The following is a 26486-nucleotide window of genomic DNA, read 5'->3' as shown; positions in this document are numbered from 1 at the left end:
CTCCTTGGTCGTCACGTTCCGGGCGCCTGCTCGGGGGCGGGCCTGCCGACGATGACCTGGCCCATCTGGATCCGCTCGCCGCGGAAGTAGACCGACGGCCGTACGGTCTCCAGCACGATCTCGCGGTCCAGTCCCGGCTCGTCCTGGAACACCAGGGCCTCCAAGGACTGGCCGGAGTCGAAGGGCATGCCGTCGTGTTCCTGGATCTCCAGCCCGTCGTCGACGAGCGCCTGGCGGCTCGCGTGGACCTGGCGGCGCACCTGCCGCAGGTCGGCCGCCGAGAGCGGGCCGGTTCCCTGCTCGAGCTTGCGCAGGGCGCGCCAGATACCGATGGCGGCCCCGAGCAGCGCGTCCGTCCCGGCGCCGGGCCGCTGTGCCAGGGCTTTTGCGGCCTCGACCTCGGCGAGCACGGCCGCGGCCCAGTCGGCCTGGTCGGGCGCCAGCAGCGGGCGGGGGATACGGAACTCGGGTGGATGCTTCAACTGGCCGAGCGAGGAACGTACTTCGTGCGCTCGCCCCCGGATTCGGAATGTCACCGGTGGAACCTCCTTCTGGCCCTGTGCGCCCGGAACCGCACCTGCCATTCCGAGAGCTTCTGGAAGCCGCCGGCGACCGCGCACAGGACCAGGAAGACACCCCAGGCGACCTCCCACCCCTCGATCGTCCACAGCACGATCAGCCCGACGAGCCCGAGGGCGATCAGCCAACACCCCACCCATTCAAGGCCGGTGAGGCTCTGCGCCGGCTCCCCCGGAGCCGCGCCCAGGGGGACCGTCCGGGTGGACCACTCGTAGATGACGTCCCAGTTGTCCTTGAACGCCTTCACATGGCGTTCCGGGGCGATCTCGTACGCCTTCTCCGCCAGCTCGACCACCGTCTTCATCTGGGTGGGGCTCGGCCGGTTGAGCTGGTGGTGGCCCAGCATTGCCACCGCGAGGTTGCCCACGCCCACCGCGACGATGTGGGCGACGTCCTCGTACTGCCAGTCCGAGACGAACGCGCGGAAATCTCCCAGCCGTTCGAACGCGGGGAGGACCTCCCGCCGCACGACCTGGACGGCGTCCCCGAACAGCCCGGCGTCCTTCTTCTCGCTCGCGGACCGCAGACCGTCGGTGATCTTCTCGACCGTCTCCTCCACGGTCTCCTCGAACAGTTCGGAGAAGAGCCCGGCGAAGGCGGTGTGTTCCGCCCAGCCCGCGCAGACCCGGGCGAGCCGCGGCCTGAACTCCGGATCGGCGGCCAGTTCCCGGAACGGGGAGACGAGCAGGCGGGGAAGCGCGGCGAGGAAGTCGTCCGCCGTGTGCGCGCCGAGCCGCGGATCGTCCAGTTCCGCGATCCGGTGGGCGATGTGCCGACGCAGCTCCGGGCGCTCCAGCAGCAGTCCCCAGCCGCTCGCCGCGCCCCGCCAGAGGGTGTCCCGCCCTTCCGTGGTGGCGTGGCCCCGTCCGGCCTCCGCCTCCAGGGCCAGGGCGTGGAAGCGCACCGCGTCGTCGTGCTCCTCGTGCACGGACGCAGGGCAGCCGCACCCCGGGCCGGGCTCGCCCCACCGCCACAGCAGCTCGTCGACCAGCCGCCTTCGCGGATCCTGGAACTCCTCGAACGCGGCCCGGACTTCGTCCCTGCGGTGCCCGCCCACGAGCGGCGAGTCCGGGTCGCCCGGCCAGCTGTCCTCGACCGCGAGCCGGGCCTCCAACCGCTGTCTGTGCTGCCGTACGGCACGTCCTCGCGCGGTCGCCGGGAGCCCGGTGACCGCGAAGGCGTTGTCGCGGTACAGCCGCACCCCGGCCAGGTCCGCGAAGCGGGACAGCTTTCCGGCGCCGCTTCGGGCCGCGGACGGCTCACCCGTCCGGTCACCCGCAGTCGTCTTGTCCATCCGCTCTCCATACGTCCGCTGTCCGTACGTCCAGTGCCCGTACGCCCGCTGCTCGTAGGTCCGTTGCTCGTAGGTCTGTTCCTCGTGCGTCGGGCCGTTCACATGACCACCCCCCGGCGCCACGTCATCAGCCGTGCCATGTGCCGTTCCCGGAGCCGGGGATGGCGGCTGACGGCCTCTTCCAACTGGTTGGCGGCATCGGTCAGTCGTCCCGGCATCCGGGAGAGCGCGACGGCGGCCCGCACCAGCTCCTCGACGGACCGCTCCACGGCCTGCGGCCCGTGCCGGGGCGGTCGCGCCCCCGTCGAGGGCCGCAGGGATTCGGCCCGTTCGGCGACCTCGCGTGCCGTGGCGGGCCGGCCGGCGGGGTCGGTCCGCAGCATGTCCGTGACCAGCCGGTCGAGTTCGGGCCGCACGTCGTCGTTGTAGGCGCTCGGCGGCGGCAGCGGGTGGTTGAAGCGCTCCAGGGAGAAGGACTGCACCGGATCGCCGCCGTTGTACGGGAAGTGGTCGGTGAGCAGGAAGTACGCGATGGTGCCCAGCGCCCACACATCCCCGGCGCACGAGTAGCCCGTGCCGCGACGCAGCACCTCCGGCGGCATGTAGGCGACCGTCCCCTGAGCGCTGGCGGCCATCGTGCCCGGGTCGGTCTCCTTGGCCAGCCCGAAGTCGCTCACCTTCACCCTGAGCCCGGACTCGTCGTAGGTGATGAGCACGTTGGCCAGCGACAAGTCACGGTGGACGATGGGGTGTTGGCGTTCATGGGCGACGGCGAGCCCTTCGGCGGCCTGCCGCAGCACGGCCGTGGCCTCGCCGACCGGCACGGCCCCGGAGTGGGAGGCGATCAGCCGCTCCAGGCTGCCGCCCGCCACGTACTCCATGGTGATGTAGCCGCGTATCCCCTCGGAGGTCTGCACGGTGCCCGCGTCGAACACCCGGATGATGTTGGGGTGCCCCAGGGTGGAGAGGATGCGGGCCTCGTCGAACATCCTGGAGGTGGCCGCCAGCGAGGCCACGTGCTTGAACAGCTTCAGCGCCTGCCAGCCGAGGATGTGGTGCCGTACCCGGTACACCTCGGCGAAGGCGCCCTCCCCCAGCCTGCGGTCCACGACCAGCGCCGAGTTGATCCGCTGTCCGCGGGCCAGCAGTGCCCTCTCCGCGCCGGTCGTGTCCCCCGTCATCCTCCGCCCCTTCCGTGCCTGAGGTCGACGTCACCGTGCCACGCACCTCGCGGGACCCCTCCCGTGGAACCGGCACCGTCCGCATGCCTTGCGCCGGTCAGGAGTGGGTGACCTTGATGCGGGAGATGCGGACCTCGCCGTAGTTGTCGTCGGCGCACGGCTCGGAGTTGTCGCAGTTGGCCTGCGTGTAGGCACCGGCCTTGAAGTAGTTGGTGTCGCCGTCGTGGGAGATCGTGGTCTGCAGCCGGCCGTTGTAGTACGCGTCGATCTCCCCGTCCTTCGCCACGAACCTGGCCTCGAACTCGGTGCCCAGCTCGTAGTCGTCGGTGACGAGGTGGTGGTGGCGGTCGTCGCCGTCGGTGACGTAGAGGCTGCTGCCTTCGAGGCGGAAGACGGTGACGTCGTCGTCCCCGCCGTGGACCTGCGCGCCGACCAGCCACGGCCGTTCGGCGGGCAGTGCCGTGAACGCCTCCCTGACCACCAGGGTGTGGGTGCCGTCCGTGGTGGACCAGGCGGCTTCGTCCTCGCCGCCGTCGGTCATCTCCCGCAGCTCGGCGCGCGGGTAGCTGGAACCTCCCGTCGTCACGCCGTTGACGGCGGCCCGGAAGCGGATCGCGTCGCAGTCGGCTTCGGCCCGGAACCAGGGGTCGGCGGAGAAGGTCGCCAGCTCGGGTTGGGTGATCTCGGTGGGGTCCTCGTCCTCGCCGGTGGGCAGCGTCAGCTTCCAGTCCGTCAGGTCGAGGACGTCGGCGGGGTACGCGCACCGGGCGGCCGACTGCGCGTGCGGCGTCGGAGGGCCGGCGTGGGCGGACAGGGTGAACGTGGCGGTCGAGACAGCGGCGGTGATGCCGGCCAGCACGAGGGTCCGGGTGCCTGGCATGGAGGGTTTCCTCTCTGTCGGGGGCGCCCGGTTCGGGGCGCGCGGTTCGGGGCGACGCGTACGGTAGGCGCCGCTGACGGGACCCCTCCCGGACTCCGCGAGGGCCCCTTCCGGCAATCCGCGATCCCGCCGCTTCTACGCATGCGTGCGACTGATGAAGGCTCTGGGTAGACACTGCGTACGGCCCGCCGTACGCAGTAGGTTCGATCCATGCGCACGCCCTGGGCCGTGCGTGTTCCGGACTCGACCGAGGGGGAAGATCCGTGCGTTCCGGGGAGGAGTTCGCCGACCGCTATGTCCTCAGGGAGGTCATCGGCGCGGGGCGGGGCGGCGACGTCTGGCTGGCCCACGACAGGGTGGTGGGCCAGGACGTCGCGCTGAAGCCGGAGCGGACGGAGGGCGAGGGCGAGACCGCGGTGCGGCGGCTGCTGGGCGAACCGCGTGCCATGGCCAAGTTCCGCGACCATCCCCACGTGGTGACCCTGTTCGACGTCGTGACCGTGCGGCAGGACGGCGCCGGGCCGCAGACCTACTGGTTCGTCATGGAGTACGTGCCCGGCGGCGGCCTGGACCGGCAGCCGACGGTCTCTCCCGCGCGGGCGGCCCGCATCGGTGCCCAGCTCGCCAACGCTCTGGCCGCCCTGCACGAGGCGGGCATCGTCCACTGCGACGTCAAGCCCGCCAACATCGGCGTCACCCGGCACGGGGCCGCGAAGTTACTGGACTTCGGTGCCGCCTACCGAGTCGGCGGCACCGAGACCATCACCGTCAACGGCCCGTTCAGCTTCACCCCCGACTACGCCGCCCCCGAGCTGGCCCGGGGCAACGTCCCCCGGCCGGCCTCGGACGTGTTCTGCCTGGCCGCCACCCTGCACGCGCTGGTCACCGGTGCCCCGCCGCGCGGTGACGCCGCTCAGGTGGACGCCGGCCTCGCCGGGACGGGGGACGACGGCGAGGAAGCCGAGCGGCTGAGGTACTGGAAGGCCGAGCAGGGCGTCGTCGAGCTGGACGCCGCCGCCGTGGGACCGCTGTACCCCGTCCTGACCGCCATGCTCCAACGCGACCCCCGGCAACGCCCCGACGCCGCCGAGGTCAGGCGGCTGCTGACGGAAGTCGCCGGATCCGACCCGGAAACCTCCCGGGACACGGCCACCACCGTCACCGGGCGCCGACGCCGGCGCCTGCCACTGATCGCGGCCGCTCTCGGCATCAGCGCCGTACTGGCCCTGGGACTCGTCGTCCTCCCCGACCGCGGCGACGACGGCAAGACCGGCCCCGAGCCCGGCCAGAGCCGAGCGGAGGAGAACGCCTCGGACGGCGAACCGCAGGCCCTGATCGGCGATCCGCACACCGCCGAGGTGTGCGAGCTGACCGACCCCGCCGCGCTCGACCAGTTCGGCGACGACGTCCGCGTGGACGTGGACTACGGGAACTTCGACCGCTGCGACGTGCTCGTGGGCGTCGACGACAAGACCCGGATCGATGTGTCGGTCAGTCTCCTGCGGGGCTCGCCCCCCGAGGGGTCGAAGCCCTCCCGTACCGTCGGGCGGATCGGCATCCGCGAGGAGCAGGCGGAGAGCGACGAGTGCCGACTGCTGCTGACATCCGACGGCGACGCCGAAAACACCCTGGTCGGGGTCCGCGTCAACATGGGCAAGGGCTCCGTGGTCGGCGGCAACGCGACCCTGTGCACGGTCGCCGACAAGGCCGCCACGAGCGCGGCCGAGGTCCTCAACCGGGGTCCGGTGCCCCGCCGTTCACCCGCCTACCCGCGCACGTCACTGGCCTGGGCGAACGCCTGCGAGCTGCTCGACGCCAAGGCGCTGTCCACCGTTCCCGGCCTCAAGGCCGACGTGCCGAAGGTCGGCGTCGCGAACTGGAGCTGCGAGTGGCAGAGCGACGTCGACGAGCTGGATGCGGAGGTGAGCTTCTTCCGCGACCAGCCCAAGTCCGCCGAGGACGGCGCCACGGCCGTCACACTCAGCGGATACCGCACGATCGTCGAACCGAACGACGACGGCGACACCTGTACGGCCTTCGTCGAGTACCGCAGGTACAGCGGCCAGGACGCCGAGACCGCCGCCGAGATGGTGCGCCTGGAGGTCGGCGGGCAACAGCCCACGGACAGCCTCTGCACGATGGTCAGGGGCCTCGCCGCTTCCGCCGCCGCCGAGCTCCGCGCGCGATGACGCGGAGGGGTTGATGCCCCCTCAGAGCGTGGAGTCCGGCCAGGCCTCGTCGTCCTCCATCAGCTCCAGGTCCGGCGGTACGAGGGTCGTCGACTCCACGAGCCCCCTGATCAGGTTGTGCAGCAGACTGTTGTCGGCGGGGCGGCCCTCGGACTTGTCGTGCAGCAGCGGGTACTTGAAGCCGGTGCCGTGCAGCCGACGGCGTACGGCCTCGATGCGGAACTCGATCCTGCGCTCGTTCCACTTGGTGTCCGGGCGGAGGTAGGCGAGCCGCTCGGCGGCCTGACGGTACGTCAGGGGGCGGGGGTCCTCCTCGTACAGCAGGTACCGCTGGCCGAGGACCACCAGCAACAGCCGCTCGTCGTCGTCCAGCGACCAGGTCTCCGGCCGTACGGTCTCGGCGCGCCGGCGCGACACCGGCCCCTGGTCGTCGTGGCCCGCGACGTACAGCTCGACCAGGTGCTCACGGTAGCCGGAGCCCTTCACGAACAGCGGGGTGTACCCGGTGGTCAGCGGGATCGGCTCGGTGGCGAGGTGCATCATCCGGCCGCGGGGCAGCCGGACCAGCTGCTGCCCGGTGTTGCGCAGCCACCACAGCCCTTGACGGTACGTCAGCTCGCCGTGCCGTCGGCTCACCCGCAGGTCGTCCACGCCGACCCCCAGGTCCACGTCCGGCTTCTCGCCGCGCCCGAAACGGACCGTCAGCCCCTGGCGGGGCGGTGCGCTGAGCTCACCGGTGACCGTACGAGCGTGCAGCGTCCCGGGTGGGGTGGGCGCGACACCACGCGCGAGGCTGGTGGAGAGGGGCATCGCTGGTCTCCTCGGTTCGTGAGCTTCTCGGTTCGTGAGCTTCTCGGTTCAGCAGCTTCTCGGTTCGTCAGCTTCCCTGCAGGCGCCCGACGTACTGACCAGTGTCGGACCCCCTCGCGGGACCCCTCCCGTACGAGGTGAGGGCTTCGCGCAATCAGTACGCGGATTTCAGCGCTCCTCCGGGAAGCTTCCCGCCGTCCTCCCGGGCCACGCTGCACAGCACCTGGCGGAACCCGGCGTCCCACTCCTCGTCGGAGGAGTACCAGCCCCACATCTCGTGTCCCTGGCCACGGGCCCAGTTGACGCCGTACGTGCCCTGGCAGAGTTCTCCGGTGTCGACGCTGTCCGCCGAGCCGTCGCCCGAGGCCCGGGTCCAGCCGACCAACTGCTCGTCGTGCGGCTTGTCGCAGCTCACCAGGGTCTTGGTGTACGAGTCGTCCTCGTCCTCCTCGACGTCGATGCAGTCACCCGGGCCCAGCTGCGTGAGGTACACCTCGTCGCCGAGCCTGCGGAAGTCGCCGAGCGGGCCGCCGAGGGTGGCGTGCTTCAGGAAGACCAGGCAGGCCGAGGCCGGCGGCTCGCTCTGTCCCGCCTCGGGTGTGAGGACGTACAGCACCGGGTCGGCCATGGTCCTGCGCAGTTGCGCGGTGCGGCGGGCGCACTCGCCCCGTATCGCTGCCGCGCCGGATGCGGATACGGCGCCGTCGGCCGCGTCGGCGGGGACGCTCGCGTCTGCTCCGACGGTCGCGTCTGCACCGACGGTCGCGATGACCTGGCCCTCGGGATCGCCGTCGTAGCAGTCGACGGCCTTCACCCCGGGCCGCCCCTTGAACTCCCCGCCCTTCCAGTCGGCGTCGACGCACTGCCCCGGCATGAGCCCGGTGCGCAGCCCCACCTGCCTGCCGTACGGGTACGCGCCGTGCGTCACGGTCGGGGAGGGGGTGGCGGCCACCTCCGCGCTGACCTGCGGATCCTTCATCCCGTCTGGCTCGTCGTGGTACGTGGCGGCGCCCAGCGCGAACCCCCCGCCCATGGCCGGCAGGACGGCGAACGCCAGCAACACGAGCGTTCGCCGACCGGACGCCGCCCGGCGTTCAGCGCCCGAGGCGCGTCGGGATCGGGAGGGGGTGAGGCGCTCCTTCCAGGAGGGCGCGGAGGGGGCGGACTCCATTGCGGCACCGGCGGCACCGGAAGAGGCCGGGCCGGCGACCCGCCGGGACCCCTCGGGCTGCTCGCCGGAGCCTGAGGAGTGCCTCGACCCGCCCCCGTCGCTCACCGAGCCGTCCCCCGCTTCCGCCCCCGCCCCCGATCCGGCCGACGCCCCGCCAGATCCGGGAAGCGAGGGCACAGGCGCACTGCGGCTGCGGGACCCGGGCCCGATTTCCGTGGCCTCGGCGAGCAGTTCGCGCGCCTGTGCCGCCTGTATACGTTCCGTCGGATCCTTGGCCAGCAGCCCCATGATCACGCGGCCCAGCGGTCCACTCGCCCGCTGCGGTACGTCGGGTTCCGTGGTCAGCGCCGCCATGAGGGAGGCGTCGAGCGTGTCCCGTTCGAACGGGGAGGTGCCCTCGACGGCGAAGTAGAGAGTGACACCGAGCGAGAACAGGTCGGTCGCGGGTGTCGCCTCGCCGCCGGACAGCCGCTCCGGCGCCAGGAAGCCCGGGGTGCCGACCACCATGCCGCTCTGGGTGACCCTGGTCTCGCGGGGCCACAGCGAGATGCCGTAGTCCGTGAGCAGGACCCGGCGATCGGCGGTGCCGGAATGGTCCGGCGCCAGCAGGATGTTGGAGGGCTTCACGTCCCGGTGGATGATGCCGAGCCGGTGCCCGGCACCGAGGGCGTCGAGTGCGGCCGCGCCGATCCTGGCCACCTCGGCGCTCGACAGCGAACCGCGCTCCGTCACCACGGCGCGCAGGTCCCGCGTGCCCGGCAGGTACTCCATCACGATCCACGGGCGGTCGTCGTCCTCCACCACGTCGTACACCGTGATGACGTTCGGGTGCTCGCGCAGCTGCGCCGCCTTCAGCGCCTCCTTGCGCCCCCGGCCGGCGGGATCACCGCCCTCTCCCTCCGCCTCCTGCGGTACGTCGATCTCCTTGACGGCGACCTGGACCCGGAGCTCCTCGTCCTCGGCCAGCCAGACATCTCCCCCGCCACCGGAACCCAGCCGCTGCCCCAGCCGGTACCGCCCGGCGATGACCCGTTCCTCCCGCACCACCAACGCCCCCTCATTCGGCCGCGCTTGCCAACCGGCCCCCGAAAACCCGCTTTCGGCGGCCGCCGCCCCATGCTCACTCACCCCACCCGGGAGCCCTCCCGAACCGCATCCGCCCACGAAGTCACGGTCGCGGCCGCCACTCACCGCACGGCCAACGGCCGGACGGCGGCCTCCTCCTCGGACTCGTCCATAAGGAGTTCGCATTGCGCAGATGACGGTGGTCGGAGTGCGCACTCAGCGAGCGCGGCGGATGCTGGTGCTCCGCGGGACGAAGGGGTAAGGAGAAAGCCATGCAGAGCGTGCGGTTCAATTCCTCCGGTAATGAGGTGGCGAAGGTTTCCTATACCGCTCGCCGCCTTGTGGAGCTGGGCTACGGAAGCACCAGAACACTGGGGCTGAGCGTGGAGGGTGGGCCTCCACGGGCGGGCGATCTGGTGCTGTGCCGCGTGACCGAACTCGGCCAGCACAGATTCCTCGGGCAGGTACACGGAAAGCGGAATCGGCTGTTCGTCGGCGACACGGTCGTAATCGCCTATGGCGCGCGCTACGCCCCGGATCAATTCGAGGCGGAGGTGCCCGGCGACCTCGGGCCCTGTGACCTGGTCGCCGGAGGCGGCATAGCCGGACGGGTCGTGTCCTCCCACTCCAGGATGAAATCCCCCACCCAAGTGGAGCCTTTGGGCCTGGTGACCGACGAGCACGGCGAAGTCATCAACCTTGCCCGCCTGGCCCGGCCCGTGGTGCCGGTCCTCGGCGCGCGCCCGCGCACCATCGCCGTACTCGGCACAACGATGAACTCGGGCAAGACGACCGTGGCGGCCGCGCTCATCCGCGGCCTCAGCCTGGCCGGCCGCCGGGTCGGCGCGGCAAAGGTGACCGGCACCGGTGCTCCCGGGGACCCGACGCTGATGGCCGACGCGGGCGCGTCGCGGGTCATCGACTTCACCGACCTGGGTTTCCCCACCACCTACCAGCTGCCGATGCCGCAGGTGATCCGCATTCTGCGCGGCGCGATCACGGACCTGACGAGTCACCAGGCGGATGCCATCGTGCTGGAGGTCGCGGACGGGCTCCTGCAACGGGAGACGGCAGCGCTGATGCGGACGCCGGAATTCCGCGCCGGCGTGGACGGCATCGTGTTCGCGGCCGGCGACTCGGTCAGCGCGGTGGCGGGGGTACGGCTGCTGCGTGACGAGGGACTTCCCGTCGTGGCTCTGAGCGGCGTGCTGACGTCCTCTCCGCTGGCCACGGCCGAAGCGGTGGCCGGCGTGGACGTCCCGGTGTACGCGACGTCTGCCCTGTCCGCCCCGGCCCTCGCCGATCAGTTGCTCGCGGGCGGCGTCCCGGGCAGGAGTCTCGTAGCAGACGGCAGCGGGCTGTCGGACGACGGCGGTCGACTGGCGGACCACGGCGGACTGCCGCAGGAGCGCAGTCGGCTGACGGAGTTCAGCGGTCCCCTGACGGCCGAAACAGTGGCGTGACCGCGGCGGGACGGCAGCGCGTGCGGATGCCGCACACGCTGGGCGGTGCGCGGCGCCGGCTGATGCTCCTCTTGGTGCTCGCCGGTTTCGGACAGGCGGTCTGTGTGGTCGCTTTCGCCCTCCTGGCGCATGGCGCTGCCTACCGCATCACACACGGCCGGGAGATCGCGTCCGGCCACGACCGCAGCGCCATCTACACGTATGTCGCCGGTTACGCGCCCACCACGCTGGCCGTCGGACTCGCCACGTCCGCCTGCGCGACCGTACTGCTCAAGGCGGCGGGCGAACCGCTCGCGGAACGGCTGGCTCAGAGCTACGTACACAGCATCAGAATGCGGCTCTTCGACCATGTCGCCGGAAGCGAGGCGGGGGGACCGTTCCGGCGCACGGTCGGTGTGACCGTGCTCCGCTTCACCGGTGATGCCTCCGCCCTGCGGCTGTGGATCAGCAAGGGTGTGGCACCGATTCTGGTGGACGGGGTGTTCGTGGCGTGCGCCCTCGCCGTACTGGCTGTCATGGCGCCGGGCATCGGCGCGCTCTCGGCGGCGCTGGTCCTCCTCGCCGCGGCCGCCGTCGCACTGTTCGGGCGGCGGCTGCGCGAACGGGTACGCGAGACCAGACGGAACAACGGCAAGCTCGCCGCGTTCGTGAACGAGCGGGTCACTCACACGGCCGTCATGCAGTCCCTCGGACGGGTCGAGCAGGAGCGCGGGGTCATGCGGCGACGCAGCCGTGAGTACGGTCGCGCCATGGTGCGCCAAGCCCGTCTCACCGGAGCGATGTCGGCGACGGCCGAGGCGTGCGGCATCGGGATCCTGCTGATCGTGGTCACGGTCGGCCTGGTGGCGGGCACCACCTGGGAGGTCCTCGCCTCGCTGCTGACGGTGGCGAACTTCCTCGGCGGTCCCCTGTCGTCGCTGGTCCGTGTGCAGGAGCACTGGCAGCAGTCACGCGTCGCGCGGCGGCGCATCGCCGAGGTCCTCTCGGCACCGGCGCCGCTGGCCAGACTGCGCGGAGCCGAGCCGCTCGCGCACGGGCCCGGGCGGCTGGAACTCGAGGGGCTGCGCGTGGAAGGTGTCCTGGACGCGTCGGCCGTCGCGCTGCCCGGGCAGCGGATCGTGCTGCAGGGACCTCCGAGCGCGGGAAAGTCGCTGCTGCTTCGCCTCATCGCGCGTCTGCAGGAGCCGGACGCCGGCGCGGTGCTGCTCGACGGCCAGGACCTCGCCCGGCACGACCCGGAATCGGTACGGCGGATGATCAGGCTGACCAGCCCCGAACTGCCCTTGCTTCGCGGCAGCGTCGACCAGAACCTGCGGTACGGCGAACCACCGGACGCCACCGAGTGGGCGGACGAGAAGCACATCGAGGCGCTGGCCGACCTGCTGCCCGACGGTCTGCGCACCCGGGTGGGCGAAAACGGCCACGGCCTTTCCATGGCCGTGCGCTACCAGGTGGCGATGGTACGAGCGCTGCGCAGCGGACCCCGGGTTCTGCTGCTGGACGAGGTCCGATCGGAAGAAGCGCTCGGTTCCGACCTGATGGAACATCTGCTGGAGCAGTACCCGGGCACCGTCATCTACGTCACCGACGAGCCCAAGCTCGCCGCACGCGCGGACGTGCTCTGGCGAATCGACGACGGCAGGCTGACGGTCCATGAGCCGGTGCGGCAGACCAGCGGTCTCCCAGAATGACCGAAGGGCCGTCCCGGATTGCTCCGAAACGGCCTCTGACCTGCGACTTCGCAAAGTCGGGACGACAGGATTTGAACCTGCGACCCCTTGACCCCCAGTCAAGTGCGCTACCAAGCTGCGCCACGTCCCGGCGTATGTCGCGCGGCGAACCGCGTGATCACGCAGGTCAACCCTACCCCATACGCGCCCTGACCCCATCGGTCCGACCCCTTGACCTATAATTGTCATTACCTATAATTGCCTAACTCAACAGAACCGTCCGCCACCAGTTTCGGCCTACGGGCGGCGATCGATCGGAGCCCCATGTCCCTCCTGGCCCGGCCCGCGGTGGCCGCCCTCGTCGCCAAGGCGATGCAACGTGTGACCGTGCTGGCGGACCGCCGTTCCGGCGGCCAGGGATCCGCCGCTGCCTCGCACGCGCGATTCCCCGAATACCCGCGCAAGGTACGCGAGTTGACGATTCCCACGTCGATCGCACCCGCCCGGGCCACCGTGTACCTGCCCGCGAACGCCGAGCCCGCCCCCCCGGTGCACGTCAACTTCCACGGCGGCGGCTACGTGATGACGCTGACCGAGCTGGACGACCCGCTGTGCCGCGTCCTCGCCGCCGAGGCGGAGGCCGTCGTGATCAACGTGGACTACGTCGTCGCGCCGCAGCATCCGTTCCCGGCGCCACCCCGGCAGGCGTACGAGGTCGTCCGGTGGGTCGCGGAGCACGGCACGGAGGAGGGCTGGGACGGCGACCGGCTCACCGTGGGCGGGCAGAGCGCCGGCGGCGGGCTCGCGGCGGCCGTGGCGCGGCAGGCACTGGAAGAGGGCGGGCCCTCGATCGCGCTGCAGGTGCTGCACTATCCCCCGCTCGACCTGGCGACCCGCCCCAGGGACAAGCGCGCCGCCATCGCCAAGCCGATGCTGCGCCCCTGGATGGGCGACGTCTTCGACACGTCGTACGTCCCGGACGCCCGGCAGCGCGGCGACCGGCTCGTGTCCCCGGCGCATCCTTCGGACACCGCCGACCTGAAGGGCATCGCCCCGGCCCTGGTGATCACCGCCGAGTACGACCTGCTCCGGGCCGAGGGCGAGCGCTATGCCGAGCGGCTGCGGGGGGCGGGTGCGCTGGTCGGGCACCACGAAGTGGCCGGGGCCGATCACGCGTACGACGGCAACGACGACCAGAAGGCGCGGGAGGTCTACGCGATGATCGCCCGGCATGTGCGGGAGGCCACCGGAAGCGGCACCGTCTGAGCGCTCGGGTCACCCTGCCGTTGACGGCTGCGCGCCCCGGGTCACTCGTCCGGGCACGCGGCACCCACGTTCACCGCGACCGGCGGAGCGGTTGACCACGCGTCGGCCGAGGTGCGGTCGGGCTCACCCACGGGGCCGGGCGTCACAGCGAACGCGGCACCCTCGCTCGAACCCCCGGGCGCCGCAACGCCGCTGACGTCCCTGTCCCAACTCCCGGACGCCACAGTGCCCCTGGCGCCCCTTTCCCAACTCCCGGACGCCGCAGTGCTCCTGGCGCCCTTGTCCCAACTCCCATGCGCCGCAGTGCTTCTGGCGCCCTTGCCGGGGCTCCCGGACCTCCCCGCGGCGAATCCCGCCATCAGCAGGGCCACGGCCACCACCACCCACCACGGCAGGCCGGCGGTGGCCATGTACCCGACGACGGCCACCACCGCGAGAAGTCCCGTCACGTCCCCGTTCCCCCTTAACAGTTCAACTCATCCGCCCCGGACGCACCGAAGGCCGCCCTGCGTCACAGCGGGCATATGACGCAACAATACGCGAGACAGTCGTATATCCCAGTTCGGCTCATCAGTACATATGACGGACGCCAATCAGTGCGCGCCCACCAGCTCCTGCTCGCTGTCGGTGCGAGCCGCCCGCCTGGAGCCGCGCAGTGCGGCGATGCCGATGAAGACCATGGACGACAGTCCCGCGAGGGCGAACGCGGTGAAGCCCCAGTCGCCCTGGTTCGCGGCGAGCAACTGGCCGCCGAGCCACGGCCCGAAGACGGCGCCGAAGCGGCCCATGCCGGAGGTCCAGCCGACGGCGGTGGCGCGGTTCTCGGGGCGGGAGCGGATCGAGACCGTCGCGTAGATCATGGTCTGGGCGCTGTTCAGGAACACACCGGTCAGGAACACCACCGTGAAGGTGAGCGCCAGCGGCATGTGGACGCTGAGCAGGAAGACTCCGGCGGCGGTCAGCGCGAACCAGATCGCCGAGATCCGCGGGGCGCCGAACCGGTCGGAGGCGCGTCCGGCCACCAGCATGCCGACGATGCCGCCGAGGTTGAACAGGACCACGAAGGTCAGCGCCGAGCCAAGGTTGTAGCCCTCGCTGCGCATCAGGGTGGGCAGCCAGGTGGCGACGCCGTAGACGAGGAGCAGGCCGCCGAAGGAGGCCGGCCAGTACAGCAGGGTCTGGGTCCACTCGCCGCCCCGGAAGAGGTTGGCCAGGGAGTGCCGGCGGTCGGTGGCGGCCTGCTGGTCGGCGGGGGCGGCGGGCAGTTCGACCTCGTAGCGGCGGGCCAGTTCGCCGGCCTCCTCGCTGCGGCCCTTGGCGAGAAGGAAGCTCAGCGACTCGGGCAGGAACTTGGCCAGGACCGGCACGAAGAGCAGCGGGAGCACGCAGAACCAGAACGCGGCCCGCCAGCCGAGGGGTTCGACGACCCACAGGGCGACGTAGGCGGAGAGGATGCCGCCCGCGTGGTGGGCGGTCATCAGCATGCCGATGGTGAGGGCGCCGCGGCCGCGCGGGGCGTAGTCGCAGACCATGCTGATCGCGGTGGGCAGCAGACCGCCGAGGCCGATGCCGGCGAGCGTCCGGCCGAGGCCGAACACCTCGACGCTGCCCGCCGTCGCGCACAGCCCGGAGGCCAGGGAGAACAGCGCGACGCAGGCGACCATCAGCTTCTTGCGCCCGATCCGGTCGGCGACCGTCCCCGCGGTCAGGGCGCCGACCAGCATGCCGAAGGTGGCGTAGCTGCCCAGGTCACCCGCCTGGTCGGGAGTCAGGCCGAGGGCCTTCTCCGCCAGCATGTGGGGCAGCACCGAGCCGTAGATGAACATGTCCAGGCCGTCGAAGAGGACGGCCAGCCAGCACAGGCCGACGGCGAGTACGGCCAGTCCGCCGACGCGAGCGGTTGGGGAGGGGGAGGAGGACATCCTTGTTTTCCTCTCGTGCGTTGTGCGCCAGACGCTAAGGAGCCGACCCGAGAGCGTCAACAGTTTTGTCAACAATCTAAGCAACAATCAAGCGCAGCCTGGAGAAGCGTCTGGAGGAGCACCGTCTGGAGAAGCGCCGTCTCAGGCGACCGGCGGTGTTCCGTGCGTGTGGAAGGACTCGATCGTCTTCAGGCCCCACGCCTGTCCCTTGGCCCGCTCGGCCTCGGTCCAGGTGATCAGCGGCCAGTCGGGTGCCAGTACGAGTCGGGTGAGCGGGTTGCACAGCTCGATGCGGTTGCCGCCGGGCTCGTAGACGTACAGGAAGAACGTCTGCTGGATGGCGTGCTTGTGCGGGCCAGTCTCGATGAACACGCCGCTGTCGATGGCGAGGTCGGCGGCGCGCAGGATGTCCTCGCGGGTGTCGGTCGCGAAGGCGATGTGGTGCAGCCGACCGGCGGAACCGGTCCAGTCCGAGGTGTAGACGACGTCGTACGACTTGTTGGTGAAGGTCAGCCAACGGGCCGCGATCTTCCCGGAGTCGAGCTGGATCTGCTCGGTGGGCCGGGCGCCCAGCACCTGCTCCTGGAACTCGGCGTTCGCGAGCACGTCGGCGGCCAGGAAGTTGATGTGGTCGAGCCGTCGTACGCCGACGCCTCTGTTGGGCTTGGCCTGCGGCTGGTTCTTCAGCGCGGGCTTGAGCTCCTGAGGCGCCTGGTAGTACTCGCTCTCCCAGTACAGGGCGTGCTCATGCCCGTCGGGGTCGGTGGTGACGTACAACCTGCCGATGCCGGGTTCGTCCTCGACCCACTTGCCGGAGCCGCCGGCCGCCTCGATCGCCTTGATACGACGGTGAAGTGCCTCCTCGCTGGAGGTCCGCAGGGCGAGGCGGCCGAGGCCCGGCTGCTGGCGGGCGGTGAGGACCAGGCTGTGGTGCTCGTAGTCGTCGAAGGTCCGCAGACAGACCGTGTCGCCGTCCTGGCCGTTGACCGTGAGGCCCAGGTAGTCGGTGAAGAAGGCGACGCTGGCGTCCAGGTCGGGGGTGAAGAGCTGAGCGTGGCCGATGTGGGCGATGTCGCCGAGCGGCGGGGTCATCGGGGGCCTCCGGGGGTGTGTGCGGGGAGTGGGGCCGCCTCGGCGGACCGGGGGAAGACGGTGCCGTCGAAGATCTTGCGGGCCGTGCGGACGACGGCGGTGCGGCGGGCGGCGGGGAGCCCTGCGGAGTCGGTGCCGAGGCTGCTGTCGATGTCCAGGAATCCCATGGGGTGTTCGATGCGCACGCGGTCGCCGTCGGCGGGCAACTCCGCGAGTTCTGCGCCGACGCCGCCTTCGACGCGCAGACCGGCGGCGACACTGGCGGCGCCGAGTACGCCGATCGACGGATGGCAGCGGACCGGGATGAAGGTGCGGGTGGTGACCGCGCCGCCGTCCCGGGGCAGGGCGAGCAGCGTGAGCTTGGGAACGGTGGTGTCCGAGACGTCACCGAGTCCCATCAACTTGCCTGCCGCCAGCCGGAGTTCGCGGAGACGCCGGGCGAGCGCGCGGTTCTCCTCCAGGTTCCCGGGCGCCTCGTAGCCGGTGACGTCGAGCGCGGGGGCCTGGATGAGGACGGTCGGCATGCCGTTGTCCACACAGGTCACCGGGATGCCCTCGATCACGTCGCGGACGTTGCCGGTGGGCAGCAACTGCCTGGTACCAGGCGGGAATTCGATCACCACGGGGGCGGCCGAGCCGGGCACGCCCGAGATCTCGGCGTCGCCCGTGTAGGCGACGTGACCGCCCGGCGTCGGGAAGGTCGCGGTGGCGAAGTCGCCGGTGTTGACCATGCGGATGCGTACGGAGGTCCGCTCCTCCCCCGCCGGGACGAGGCCGCGCTCCACGGCGAACGGCCCGATGCCCGCGAGGATGTTCCCGCAGTTCTGACGATCACTCACTTCGGGGCTGTCGACGGCCACTTGAAGGAAGAGATAGTCGACATCGGCGCCCGGATCCGACGAGGGCGAGACCACCGCGACCTTGCTGGTGAGCGGGTGCGCGCCGCCCAGACCGTCGATCTGCCGCTCGTCCGGGCTGCCCATGACGCGCAGCAACAGCCCGTCGCGCAGGGCGGGTTCGGCGGGGAGGTCAGCAGCGAGGAAGTACGCGCCCTTGGAGGTGCCGCCGCGCATGAGCATGCAGCGGACCACCACGGGCCCGGTCACGGCTGCGCCTCCTCGCGGACGTACTCGTCGTAGGACTTGTATGTCACGCCGAGCCGTACGAGTGTCTCCCGCAACCCGTATCGGTCCAGGCCGAGTTGGCCTCCGAGGAAGGCGGCGCGCGTCGCGGCCTCCTTGGCCTCGCGGGCCTCGGCCTTCTCCACCGTCGCCCGGGCGCGCTCGCGGGGTACGACCACCACCCCGTCGTCGTCGGCGAGGACCACGTCGCCGGGGCGGACGACCTGGCCGTCGATGGCGACCGGCACGTTCACCGAGCCGCCGGTGGCCTTGACGGTGCCTTGCGCGCTGACCGCCCGGGACCAGGCGGCGAAGCCCATCTCGCGCAGCTCCTGGGTGTCGCGGATGCCGGTGTTGATGACGACACCGCGGACGCCGCGCTGCTTCAGGGCGGTCGCGAACAGCTCGCCGAACAGGCCGTCCGTGCACGGGGAGGTGGTGGTGACGACGAGGATGTCGCCCTCGCCGCACTGCTCCACGGCGGCGTGGATCATGAGGTTGTCGCCGGGCCAGCTCAGCACCGTCACGGCGGTACCGGCGACCCGTACGCCCTGCTGGACGGGACGGATTCCCGGGCCCAGCAAGCCGGTCCGGCCCATCGCCTCGCTCACCGTCGCCACGCCGAAGCCGGCCAGCGCGTCGACGTCCTTCAGCTCCGCCTTGGGCGGGTTGGTGACGATCACGCCGCTCATGCCAGCTCCTTCGCGATCTGCGGGTAGGGGCGCATGTACGCCTCGGCCATGGTCTTGTGGGCCAGGCCCAGGTTGGGTCCGGCGTTGCGCTTGAGCTGGACGCCGCGGCGCACGGCGAGGTCGGTGTAGTAGTCCCACAGGTGCTGCTGGGCACCGAGGCACTCCATGGCCCCCCGCTTGGTCTCCCACACCTCGGTGATGTCGAGCAGGACCTCGGGCTTGAAGCCGCTCATCTCGGGCTGGTGCGGCTCGAAGCAGAAGACAGGCGGGGCGCCGATGATGTCGCCTTCGCCCGGGTAGCCGATGGCCTGGGCGAGGATCCGGGCCTGCAGGGCCATGCGGTTGGCGGCGGGGTGATCGGCGTTGTAGGGGTCCTCGGCCGGGTGGGTGAGGACGACGTCTGGCTGGGTCTCGCGGTAGACCGCGACGAGCTGGTCGGTCAGCTCGTCGGTGGCGATCAGCGGGTAGTCGCCGGCGTCGAAGAAGCGGACCTCGGCGCCGAGGGTGGCGGCGGCGCGCTCGGCCTCGTCCCGGCGTATCGCCTTGATCTCCTCCAGCTTCTTGCCCTCGCGCCAGGCCTTGGCGGACTCGCCGCGCTCGCCGAAGGTCAGGCAGGCGATGGTGACCTTCTCGCCCCGGGAGGCGGCCAGGGCGATGGCTCCGCCCGCCCGCCACACGAAGTCCCCGGCGTGCGCGGTGATCACGAGGGTGGAGCGCGGTGGGGATGGGGGTCCCCCCGCGCGAGGTTGTTCGAGCGTGGGGGAGGGCGCATCGGCATGCGTCATGGCAGGTTCTCCTTGAGTGACAGGTGTGCGCCCACCCCGCGCGACTCAGCCGCGCAGCGACTCGTACCCTCAGTCGCGCAGCAACTCGTACGGCTCAGTCGCGCAGCGCCTCGATCACGCTGGTGAGGTGGGCGCGGACGGCCGCCTCGGCCGCCTGCGGGTCCCTGGCCCTGATCGCCTCGATCATGGCCAGATGCTCGTTCAGGGAGTGCTGCGGGCGTCCCGGTCGCAGCGCCAACTGGAAGCGGTGGCGCACCAGTTGTGCGTTGAGCCGCTCCAGCAGTTCCACGGCCGTGCGCTGGCCGGAGAACTCCTGGATCCTGGCGTGCAGTTCCTGGTTGAGCTCGGAGTACGTCATCGGCTCGCCGTCGGCCACGGCCTTGGTCATCGCCGTGCCCAGGTCCGCCAGCAGGGTCAGCTGCTCGTCGCCGGCCGCGACGGCGGCCTTGGCCGCGCAGAGCCCCTCCAGGGCCATGCGGCACTCGGTGATGGCGACCGCTTCCTCCACGCTCACCACCCGCACCCGCGAACCGCGGTTGCGGATCCGCTCGACCAGACCCTGAGCCTCCAGATCGATCAGTGCCGCGCGGATGCTGGCCCGTGTCACACCGAACTGCTCGGCGAGTTCGTTCTCCACCAACCGCTGCGCCGGTGCCATCTCGCCGTGCAGGATCGCCTGCCGCAGCTGCGCGAGCGCGCGCTGCTTGGCCTGCTCCCCGGTGCTCGGACGGGCTTCGTTCGGCATGTGCCCTCCCTGAGTGAGTGCCTGTCGAACGTAAATCTAGCCAAACATAATTGTCAACAATTTTGTCTCCGAGCAGATCGTCTCGGGCACGCCCGAGGTGACCGGGAAGGCCGTCTGGGAGTCGGAGGACGGGCGTCAGGTGCGGGGCATCTGGCAGATCACGCCCGGCATGGTCACCGACACGGAGGCCGACGAGCTGTTCGTCGTGATCAGCGGGTCGGCCACCATCGAGGTCGAGGACGGGCCGACGCTGAAGGTGGGGCCCGGGGACATGGCCGTCCTGCGCGAGGGCGACCGTACGACGTGGACGGTGCACGAGACGCTGCGCAAGGCGTACGCGATCAATCTGTGACCGGGGGCGCAGTCGAGCCCCGGATCTCCAGGGCCGGTGTGGCGAGTTGGACCCGTCCCTGCCCTCCGGCGCCCTCGAAGCGCTCCAGGAGGCAGCGGGCCGCGCGGCGGCCGACCTCGTGGCTGGTGTTGTCGACCGTGGTGAGCCATACGTGGCGCAGCCGGGCGATGCTCGTGTTGTCGTAGCCGACGATCGACAGGTCGCGCGGGACGCGCAGCCCCAGCTCCTCGGCCGCGGAGAGCGCGCCGATGGCGGCGATGTCGTTGACGGCGAAGACGGCCGTGGGCCGCTCGGGGCGGCTGAGCAGGCGGACGGTGGTGCGGTAGCCGCCCTCCTCGGTCATGTCGCTGGGCTCGACCACCGCGTGGTCCGCGAGGCCGTGCTCCCGCATCGTCGCCTCGAAGCTCCGTCGGCGCAGCTCGCCCACCGCGCCGTATCCCGCGATGTGCGCGATGCGCCGGTGCCCGAGGCCGATGAGGTGCTCGGCGACCAGGCGGGCGCCCTGTTCGTCGTCGCCCGCCACCACGTCGACGCCGGGCGGCACCGGCTCGCGGGCGCCGGCCACCACGACCGGGATCCGCGCGGCCACCGCTTCGAGCGCGGCCGGATCGGGGAGCGTGCCGACCACGACCAGGCCGTCGACCCGCAGATCGAGGAAGGGCCCGGCGGGATCCTGGCCGGTGCGGCGGTTGAGGCGGGCGTCGGCGAGCAGCATGTGCAGGCCGTTGTCGTGCAGGAGCGAGTTGAGGCCGTCGAGCATGTCGACGAACCACGGGTTGCGCAGGTCGTTCAGGAGGACGCCGACCGTGCGGGTGCGCTGCTCGCTGAGGCTGCGCGCGGCGGCGTTGGGGCGGTAGCCGAGTTCGCGGACGGCGCGCAGGACGGCGTCCCGTTTCTCCGGCCGCACCTGGTCGGAGCCGCGCAGCACCAGCGAGACCAGAGACTTGGAGACGCCGGCCCGGTCGGCCACGTCGCGGATCGTCGGCGGTCTCATGACATGGACCGTTCCATGTGCGGCCTTGCGTTGTCAAAGGTCCGGGGAGGGGTTGACACCCGCGGAGACCGGCCTTCAAGGTGGGCGGGAAGAAGTTGGAACGGTCCAAAGAGGGGCTCCCAGTCATGGTGGACACGCTTGGCGTCGCCGTTGTCGGATTCGGCTGGATGGGCCGGGTGCACACCCAGGCTTACGCCCGCGTCCTGCACCACTACCCGCAGCTGGCGGTGCGGCCGCAGCTCGTGGTCGTCGCCGAGGACGTGCCGGGCCGGGCCGAGGAGGCCGCAGCCCAGTTCGGGTTCGCCTCGACGACCCGCGACTGGCGCGAGGTGGCCGCCGACCCGCGCGTGCGGGCCGTGAGCATCACCGCCCCGAACTTCCTGCACCGCGAGATCGGCGTGGCGATGGCCGAGGCCGGCAAGCACATCTGGATCGAGAAGCCGGTGGGCCTGACGGTCGCGGACGCCCAGGCGGTCGCCGACGCGGTCGCCGAGGCCGGTGTCCAGGGCGCGGTCGGCTTCAACTACCGCAACGCGCCCGCCGTCGAGGCGGCCCGCGATCTGATCGCCGCCGACGAGATCGGCGCGGTCACCCACGTCCGCGTCCGCCTCTTCAGCGACTACGCGGCTCACCCCGAGGGCGCCCTGACCTGGCGTTACGAGAGGGAGCGCGGCGGCAGCGGCGTCCTGGGCGACCTCGCCTCGCACGGTGCGGACCTGGCCCGGTACCTGCTCGGTGACATCACGTCGCTGACCGCCGACACGGCCGTCTTCATCCCGGAACGGGCCCGCCCCACCGGCGCCACCGCCGGCCACGCCCGCGCCACCGGCGGTGAGCTCGGCCCCGTCGAGAACGAGGACTACGTCAACTGCCTGCTGCGCTTCGCCTCGGGCGCGCGCGGCGTCCTGGAGGCCTGCCGGGTCTCGGTCGGCGAGCAGAACAACTACGGCTTCGAGGTGCACGGCACCAAGGGCGCGGTCTTCTGGGACTTCCGCCGGATGAACGAGCTGGGCGTCAGCCGCGGCACTGCCTACCAGGACCAGCCGGTCAGCACGGTGTACGTCGGCCCGGGCGACGGCGAGTTCGGCGCCTTCCAGCCGGGCGCGGCGAACGCCATGGGCTACGACGACCTGAAGGTCATCGAGGCGTACCGCTTCCTGCGCTCGGTCGCCGAGGGCACACCGCACGGGGCCACACCGGCCGACGCCGTGCGCAGTGCCGCCGTACTGGACGCGATGGTGCGGTCGGCGCGGAGCGGCGCGTGGGCGGACGTGGCCACGGGGGCGTGACGGCGCGGCTCGGGCGACATGGCGCAGCGCGCCGCCCGCGGCGTCAGCGCGCCCGGGCCGCGCGCAGGCCGATGGCCACTTTGACCGGGGCCAGGGCGAGCCACAGCCACATGGCGGCAGAGCCGACGGCCAGGGCGAGCGGGATGCTGAGGGAGAACACCAGCACCGTCATCGCGAGGTCGAGCGCGAACAGGCGGAAGCCCTCCGGCGGCGCCGCCCCGTCGCGCAGCCAGGGGCGCCCGGCCAGGAGGAGAAGCAGGCCGAGATGGGCGGCGCCGAGGGCGGCGACCGCCCCCGCGTAGGCGGCGACCGAGGCGGGCTCCCTGCCGTACTCGGCGATGAGCTTGGTGGGGAAGGGCAGCAGGGCCGCGACGCCCAGGCCCAGGACGGACAGCGAGATCACCTGTCCGTCGATCTGCCTCACGAGGCGGAAGATGCGGCGGTGTTCACGCCAGAAGGCGCCGAGCACCAGCACGGTGAGCGCGTAGGCGCCGAGGTTCGGGATCAGTTCGTGCAGGGCGTCGTCGTACTCAGCGTCGTCGAGTCCCCGTGGCACGTAGAAGTCCAGGACGAGCAGCGTGATGGCGATGGCGAACACCCCGTCGGCGAGCGCCACCAGCCGCTCGGGCCCGCCGTCCGGGTTCGATTTCCACATGCGCACGACGGTAGGGAGACGGGACCTGCCGAGCGGGGATACACGCCAGGGCGACGGCCCCGACCGTCACCGGATGGGCGTGGGCATGTTGTACGGCGTCACCACCTGGATCGCCGACGGCAGCGTGGGCCCCGCGGGCGGCAGCGCGCCGTGCGCCCGCATCACGATGTGGCAGGCCTCGCGCATGTCGTGGCGCAGATCGTGGTGGAGTACGGCGGACAGGCGGTGTTCGCGCAGCAGACGGGTGTTGTCGTGGTCGAGGTCGTGCGCGACGAACACCGCGCAGTCGCGGCCCAGTTCCTCGAAGGCCCGCAGGGTGGCGATGTTGCCGCCGCCGATCGAGTAGACGGCACGGATGTCCGGGTCACGTTCCAGCGCGGCCCTGACCAGGTCGTACTGGGTGGCGTCCAGGCCCTGCCCCTCGGCGATCTCGACCAGCGTGCGATCCGGGTGGAGGGCGCGCATGGCGCTGCGGAAGCCCATCTCGCGCTCCTCCTCGTTGCGGAAGAAGCCGCTGCTGAGGCTGGTCAGCACATTGCCGGGCCGCTCCCCCAGCCACTGCCCCATCAGGTACGCGGCGGTGGCGCCGGCGGCCCGGTTGTCGATGCCGACATAGGCGAGGCGGGCGGTGGAGGGCAGGTCGGTCACCAGGGTCACCACCGGGACGCCCGCCTCCACGAGCCGGCTGACGGCGGCCGTGACCTCGGGGACGTCCGGGGCCTTGAGGATCACGCCCTGCGAGCCGCGCCGGGCGATGCGGTCCAGCGTCCGGCTCAGCTCCGGCACCGGCCCCGTCTCGCGGAAGTGGAACCGTGAGCGCACGACGGCCGGGTGCAGGGACGGCAGCTCCGCCTCCAGGGCGGCGCGTACGGCGGTGGTGAACCGCTCGGGCGCCTGCACCACCACGTCGATCATGAAGGTACGGCCCAGCAGCCGGACCTGGGTGCGCTGCCGGTCCAGGTCGGCTATCGCCTGCTGGACCTCCCGCGCGGTGCTCTCGCGCACCCCTCCCCGGCCGTTCAGGACCCGGTCGACGGTGGCCTCGCTCAGACCCGCCTGACGTGCGATCTCCCGGATCGGGAAGGGGTGGCCCATGCGACGGCTCCTTGAGGGGTTTTTGATGGTCGCCTGCTGGTTGTTCGAGGGGATTGTCATGACAAGAATGACAGCGCTGAGTCGCCCCTGTCACCGAGAGGACACCGATGTCCTTCACCTCCGTACACCGCCGCACCTGGCTGTCCGAGCAGGACTGCGACCTCGACTCCTTCCGCACTCTCGTCGAGCGGACGACCGACCTCGCCGACTACCCGTACGCCGCCTCCGTGGAGCGCAACGTCCTGCGCTACGACAGTGAGCGGCTGCGTCGGGCCGGGGACCGCCGGGAGGTCCAGGCCGAGCTGGTGCGCGCCCTCACCGACGGCCCCGGCATCGTGGTCTTCCAGGGCGCCTTCCCGGACCCGGGCGTCGTCGACGGGCTCACCGAGGTCTTCGACGCCCTGATCGCCGAGCAGCGCGCGTCCGGCGCCGACGCGGGTGACCACTTCGCCAAGCCCGGCGCGAACGACCGAGTCTGGAACGCGCTGGAGAAGGCGGCGCTGTACGACGCCGAGGCGTTCGCCGACTACTACGCCAACGACATCCTGGCTCTGGTCTCCACCGCCTGGCTCGGCCCCGGCTACCAGGTGACCTCACAGGTCAACGTCGTCAACCCGGGCGGCGCGGCCCAGTCCGTGCACCGCGACTACCACCTGGGGTTCCTGTCGAACGACGTGGCGGCCGCGTACCCGGCCCACGTCCACCGCCTCTCCCCCGTGCTCACCCTCCAGGGCGCCGTCGCGCACTGCGACATGCCCGTCGAGTCCGGGCCGACGATGTACCTGCCGTACTCGCAGACGTACGAGCCGGGCTACCTCGCGTGGCGGCTGCCGGACTTCCAGGCCCACTTCGAGGCGCACCACGTCCAGCTCCCCCTCGCCAAAGGCGACGCGGCCTTCTTCAACCCGGCGCTGTTCCACGCGGCCGGCACCAACCGCTCGGCGGGCATCCGGCGCATGGCGAACCTGCTGCAGGTGTCGTCCGCGTTCGGACGGGCGATGGAGACGGTGGACCGCGAGGCGGTGGCGAACGCGGTGTTCCCCGTGCTGGCCCGGCGCCGCAGCGGGGGCGCGGACGAGACTTGGCTGGCGAACGTGATCGCCGCGAGCGCCGAGGGCTACCCCTTCCCCACGAACCTCGACAGCGATCCGCCGGTGGCCGGCCTGGCCCCGCCCTCGCAGGCTGACGTCGTGGGGCGCGCGCTGCGCGAGGGGTGGACTCCCGAGGCTCTGCGAGACGAGCTGCGGGCCGGCGCCGAGCGGCGCCAGAGCTGATTCAGAGCTGACCAGAGCTGAAAGGACCCGGAAAGACATGGGACTTCTCGACGACAAGGTCGTCCTCGTCAACGGCGGCAGTCAGGGTGTCGGCGCGGCGATCGCGCGGGCGGCCGTCCGCGCGGGGGCGGTCGTGGCCGTCACGGGGCGGCGCACCGAGCCCGGTGAGGCGCTGGTGGCCGAGCTGGCCGCCGCCGGGGGCAAGGCCATGTTCGTACGGGCCGACCTCGCGGACGCCGAGCAGGCCAAGGCGTCCGTCGCCGAGGTCGTCGACGCGTACGGCCGGATCGACTGCCTGGTCAACTCGGCGGGGCTGACCTCCCGGGGCACGCTGCTCGACACCACGCCCGAGCTGTTCGACCAGCACATCGCGATCAACCTCAAGGCACCCTTCTTCGCGATGCAGGCCGCCGTCTCGGACATGGTCGCGCGGGGGGCGCCCGGCACGATCGTCAACATCATCACGTCCTCGGCGCACGGCGGGCAGCCGTTCCTCGCGCCGTACGTCTCCGCGAAGGCCGGTCTGATCGGGCTGACCCGCAACGCCGCGCACGCACACCGCTGGGACCGGGTCCGGATCAACGGCCTGAACATCGGCTGGACGGCGACCGAGGGCGAGGACGCCACGCAGAAGACCTTCCACGGGGCGGCCGACGACTGGCGCGAGCAGGCTGCCGCCAAGCTGCCGATGGGCAAGCTGGGCCAGCCGGACGAGATCGCCGACTTCGTGGTGTTTCTGCTGTCGGAGCGGTCCGGTGTCGTCACCGGGTCGGTGATCGACTGGGACCAGAACGTACTCGGCGGACTCGACTAGATCCTCGTCAGCCTCAAGCCTCTCCCCTCGCAAGCCCCCGCACTCCCCGCACTCCCCGCACTCCCCGCACTCCCCGCACTCCCCGCAC

Annotated in this window: 23 protein-coding genes, 1 tRNA gene and 1 pseudogene; 8 read left to right on the top strand and 17 right to left on the bottom strand. The window is 71.4% G+C overall.

Translation table 11 applies throughout. The features are described from left to right. Positions 1-11: 11 nt before the first annotated feature. The 4 genes from PBV52_RS43180 to PBV52_RS43165 form a co-directional block, all read right to left on the bottom strand. On the bottom strand, positions 12-536 hold the full coding sequence (locus PBV52_RS43180; protein WP_274246652.1) for a hypothetical protein: 525 nt from the start codon (positions 534-536) through the stop codon (positions 12-14). Further along, entirely contained in the window at positions 533-1975 is a 1443-nt protein-coding gene (locus tag PBV52_RS43175; protein ID WP_274246650.1) for a hypothetical protein, read from the bottom strand. The genes PBV52_RS43180 and PBV52_RS43175 overlap by 4 nt, the downstream gene beginning before the upstream one ends. After that, the gene (locus PBV52_RS43170; protein WP_274246649.1) at positions 1972-3054 is read right to left on the bottom strand and encodes a serine/threonine-protein kinase; all 1083 of its coding nucleotides are present in this window, start codon (positions 3052-3054) and stop codon (positions 1972-1974) included. Before PBV52_RS43170 ends, PBV52_RS43175 begins: the two co-directional genes overlap by 4 nt. Positions 3055-3151: 97 nt before the next feature. Next, positions 3152-3934, bottom strand: a complete 783-nt coding sequence (locus tag PBV52_RS43165; RefSeq protein ID WP_274246647.1) for a polysaccharide lyase family 7 protein — start codon at positions 3932-3934, stop codon at positions 3152-3154. 263 nt (positions 3935-4197) lie between these two features. On the opposite strand from PBV52_RS43165, the gene PBV52_RS43160 reads away from it, so the two are divergent. Next, positions 4198-6123: a serine/threonine-protein kinase gene (locus tag PBV52_RS43160; protein WP_274246645.1), complete on the top strand. Its 1926-nt coding sequence runs from the start codon at positions 4198-4200 to the stop codon at positions 6121-6123. Between the two features lie 21 nt (positions 6124-6144). Here the strand turns inward: PBV52_RS43160 and PBV52_RS43155 are convergent, their stop codons facing one another. Both PBV52_RS43155 and PBV52_RS43150 read right to left on the bottom strand, forming a co-directional pair. Continuing rightward, positions 6145-6933: an FHA domain-containing protein gene (locus PBV52_RS43155; protein WP_274246643.1), complete on the bottom strand. Its 789-nt coding sequence runs from the start codon at positions 6931-6933 to the stop codon at positions 6145-6147. Between the two features lie 154 nt (positions 6934-7087). Then, on the bottom strand, positions 7088-9151 hold the full coding sequence (locus tag PBV52_RS43150) for a serine/threonine-protein kinase (RefSeq protein ID WP_274246641.1): 2064 nt from the start codon (positions 9149-9151) through the stop codon (positions 7088-7090). A gap of 290 nt (positions 9152-9441) precedes the next feature. Between PBV52_RS43150 and PBV52_RS43145 the strand changes: the two genes are divergently transcribed. After that, positions 9442-10632, top strand: coding sequence for a DUF1611 domain-containing protein (locus PBV52_RS43145; RefSeq protein ID WP_274246639.1), 1191 nt, complete (start codon positions 9442-9444; stop codon positions 10630-10632). 26 nt (positions 10633-10658) lie between these two features. After that, positions 10659-12323, top strand: coding sequence for an ABC transporter ATP-binding protein (locus PBV52_RS43140; protein WP_274246637.1), 1665 nt, complete (start codon positions 10659-10661; stop codon positions 12321-12323). A gap of 56 nt (positions 12324-12379) precedes the next feature. Here PBV52_RS43140 and PBV52_RS43135 read toward each other — a convergent pair. Further along, a tRNA-Pro gene (locus PBV52_RS43135) sits at positions 12380-12453 on the bottom strand. A gap of 173 nt (positions 12454-12626) precedes the next feature. Between PBV52_RS43135 and PBV52_RS43130 the strand changes: the two genes are divergently transcribed. Then, positions 12627-13568 carry an alpha/beta hydrolase gene (locus PBV52_RS43130; RefSeq protein WP_274246635.1) on the top strand — a complete coding sequence of 314 codons (942 nt, stop codon included), beginning with the start codon at positions 12627-12629 and terminating at the stop codon, positions 13566-13568. 41 nt (positions 13569-13609) lie between these two features. Here the strand turns inward: PBV52_RS43130 and PBV52_RS43125 are convergent, their stop codons facing one another. From PBV52_RS43125 to PBV52_RS43095, 7 genes are all read right to left on the bottom strand, one after another. Next, positions 13610-14017 carry a hypothetical protein gene (locus PBV52_RS43125; RefSeq protein ID WP_274246633.1) on the bottom strand — a complete coding sequence of 136 codons (408 nt, stop codon included), beginning with the start codon at positions 14015-14017 and terminating at the stop codon, positions 13610-13612. A 144-nt stretch (positions 14018-14161) separates the two neighbouring features. After that, complete coding sequence (locus PBV52_RS43120) at positions 14162-15490, bottom strand: aromatic acid/H+ symport family MFS transporter (protein ID WP_274246631.1); 1329 nt, start codon at positions 15488-15490, stop codon at positions 14162-14164. Positions 15491-15631: 141 nt separating this feature from the next. Beyond that, positions 15632-16582, bottom strand: coding sequence for a catechol 2,3-dioxygenase (locus PBV52_RS43115; RefSeq protein ID WP_274246629.1), 951 nt, complete (start codon positions 16580-16582; stop codon positions 15632-15634). Beyond that, on the bottom strand, positions 16579-17688 hold the full coding sequence (locus PBV52_RS43110) for a 4-oxalomesaconate tautomerase (RefSeq protein ID WP_274246627.1): 1110 nt from the start codon (positions 17686-17688) through the stop codon (positions 16579-16581). The genes PBV52_RS43115 and PBV52_RS43110 overlap by 4 nt, the downstream gene beginning before the upstream one ends. Then, a complete protein-coding gene (locus tag PBV52_RS43105; RefSeq protein ID WP_274246625.1) occupies positions 17685-18395 on the bottom strand; it encodes a 4-carboxy-4-hydroxy-2-oxoadipate aldolase/oxaloacetate decarboxylase in 711 nt (236 codons plus the stop codon). Before PBV52_RS43105 ends, PBV52_RS43110 begins: the two co-directional genes overlap by 4 nt. Continuing rightward, complete coding sequence (locus PBV52_RS43100; protein ID WP_274246623.1) at positions 18392-19180, bottom strand: PIG-L deacetylase family protein; 789 nt, start codon at positions 19178-19180, stop codon at positions 18392-18394. Before PBV52_RS43100 ends, PBV52_RS43105 begins: the two co-directional genes overlap by 4 nt. A 94-nt stretch (positions 19181-19274) precedes the next feature. Then, entirely contained in the window at positions 19275-19925 is a 651-nt protein-coding gene (locus tag PBV52_RS43095) for a GntR family transcriptional regulator (protein ID WP_274246621.1), read from the bottom strand. 73 nt (positions 19926-19998) lie between these two features. Between PBV52_RS43095 and PBV52_RS43090 the strand changes: the two are divergent. After that, positions 19999-20277: pseudogene (locus tag PBV52_RS43090) on the top strand (cupin domain-containing protein); the annotation flags it as partial. Here PBV52_RS43090 and PBV52_RS43085 read toward each other — a convergent pair. Then, positions 20267-21271: a LacI family DNA-binding transcriptional regulator gene (locus PBV52_RS43085; RefSeq protein WP_274246619.1), complete on the bottom strand. Its 1005-nt coding sequence runs from the start codon at positions 21269-21271 to the stop codon at positions 20267-20269. The pseudogene PBV52_RS43090 and the gene PBV52_RS43085 sit on opposite strands and share 11 nt — an antisense overlap. 125 nt (positions 21272-21396) lie before the next feature. Between PBV52_RS43085 and PBV52_RS43080 the strand changes: the two genes are divergently transcribed. Then, the gene (locus PBV52_RS43080; protein ID WP_274246617.1) at positions 21397-22560 is read left to right on the top strand and encodes a Gfo/Idh/MocA family protein; all 1164 of its coding nucleotides are present in this window, start codon (positions 21397-21399) and stop codon (positions 22558-22560) included. Positions 22561-22603: 43 nt separating this feature from the next. On the opposite strand, the gene PBV52_RS43075 is transcribed toward PBV52_RS43080, so the two are convergent. Both PBV52_RS43075 and PBV52_RS43070 read right to left on the bottom strand, forming a co-directional pair. Then, the gene (locus PBV52_RS43075; RefSeq protein WP_274246611.1) at positions 22604-23215 is read right to left on the bottom strand and encodes a TMEM175 family protein; all 612 of its coding nucleotides are present in this window, start codon (positions 23213-23215) and stop codon (positions 22604-22606) included. A 66-nt stretch (positions 23216-23281) separates the two neighbouring features. Continuing rightward, positions 23282-24310: a LacI family DNA-binding transcriptional regulator gene (locus PBV52_RS43070; RefSeq protein WP_274246609.1), complete on the bottom strand. Its 1029-nt coding sequence runs from the start codon at positions 24308-24310 to the stop codon at positions 23282-23284. Between the two features lie 107 nt (positions 24311-24417). On the opposite strand from PBV52_RS43070, the gene PBV52_RS43065 reads away from it, so the two are divergent. Next, positions 24418-25584 carry a phytanoyl-CoA dioxygenase family protein gene (locus tag PBV52_RS43065; protein ID WP_274246607.1) on the top strand — a complete coding sequence of 389 codons (1167 nt, stop codon included), beginning with the start codon at positions 24418-24420 and terminating at the stop codon, positions 25582-25584. A gap of 37 nt (positions 25585-25621) precedes the next feature. Beyond that, complete coding sequence (locus tag PBV52_RS43060; protein ID WP_274246605.1) at positions 25622-26398, top strand: SDR family oxidoreductase; 777 nt, start codon at positions 25622-25624, stop codon at positions 26396-26398. The last annotated feature ends 88 nt before the right edge of the window (positions 26399-26486 follow it).

The organism is Streptomyces sp. T12 (genome assembly GCF_028736035.1).
GTDB lineage: Bacteria > Actinomycetota > Actinomycetes > Streptomycetales > Streptomycetaceae > Streptomyces.
Note: the sequence above shows the minus strand (reverse complement) of the source record. Positions and strands in the feature narration are given on the sequence as shown.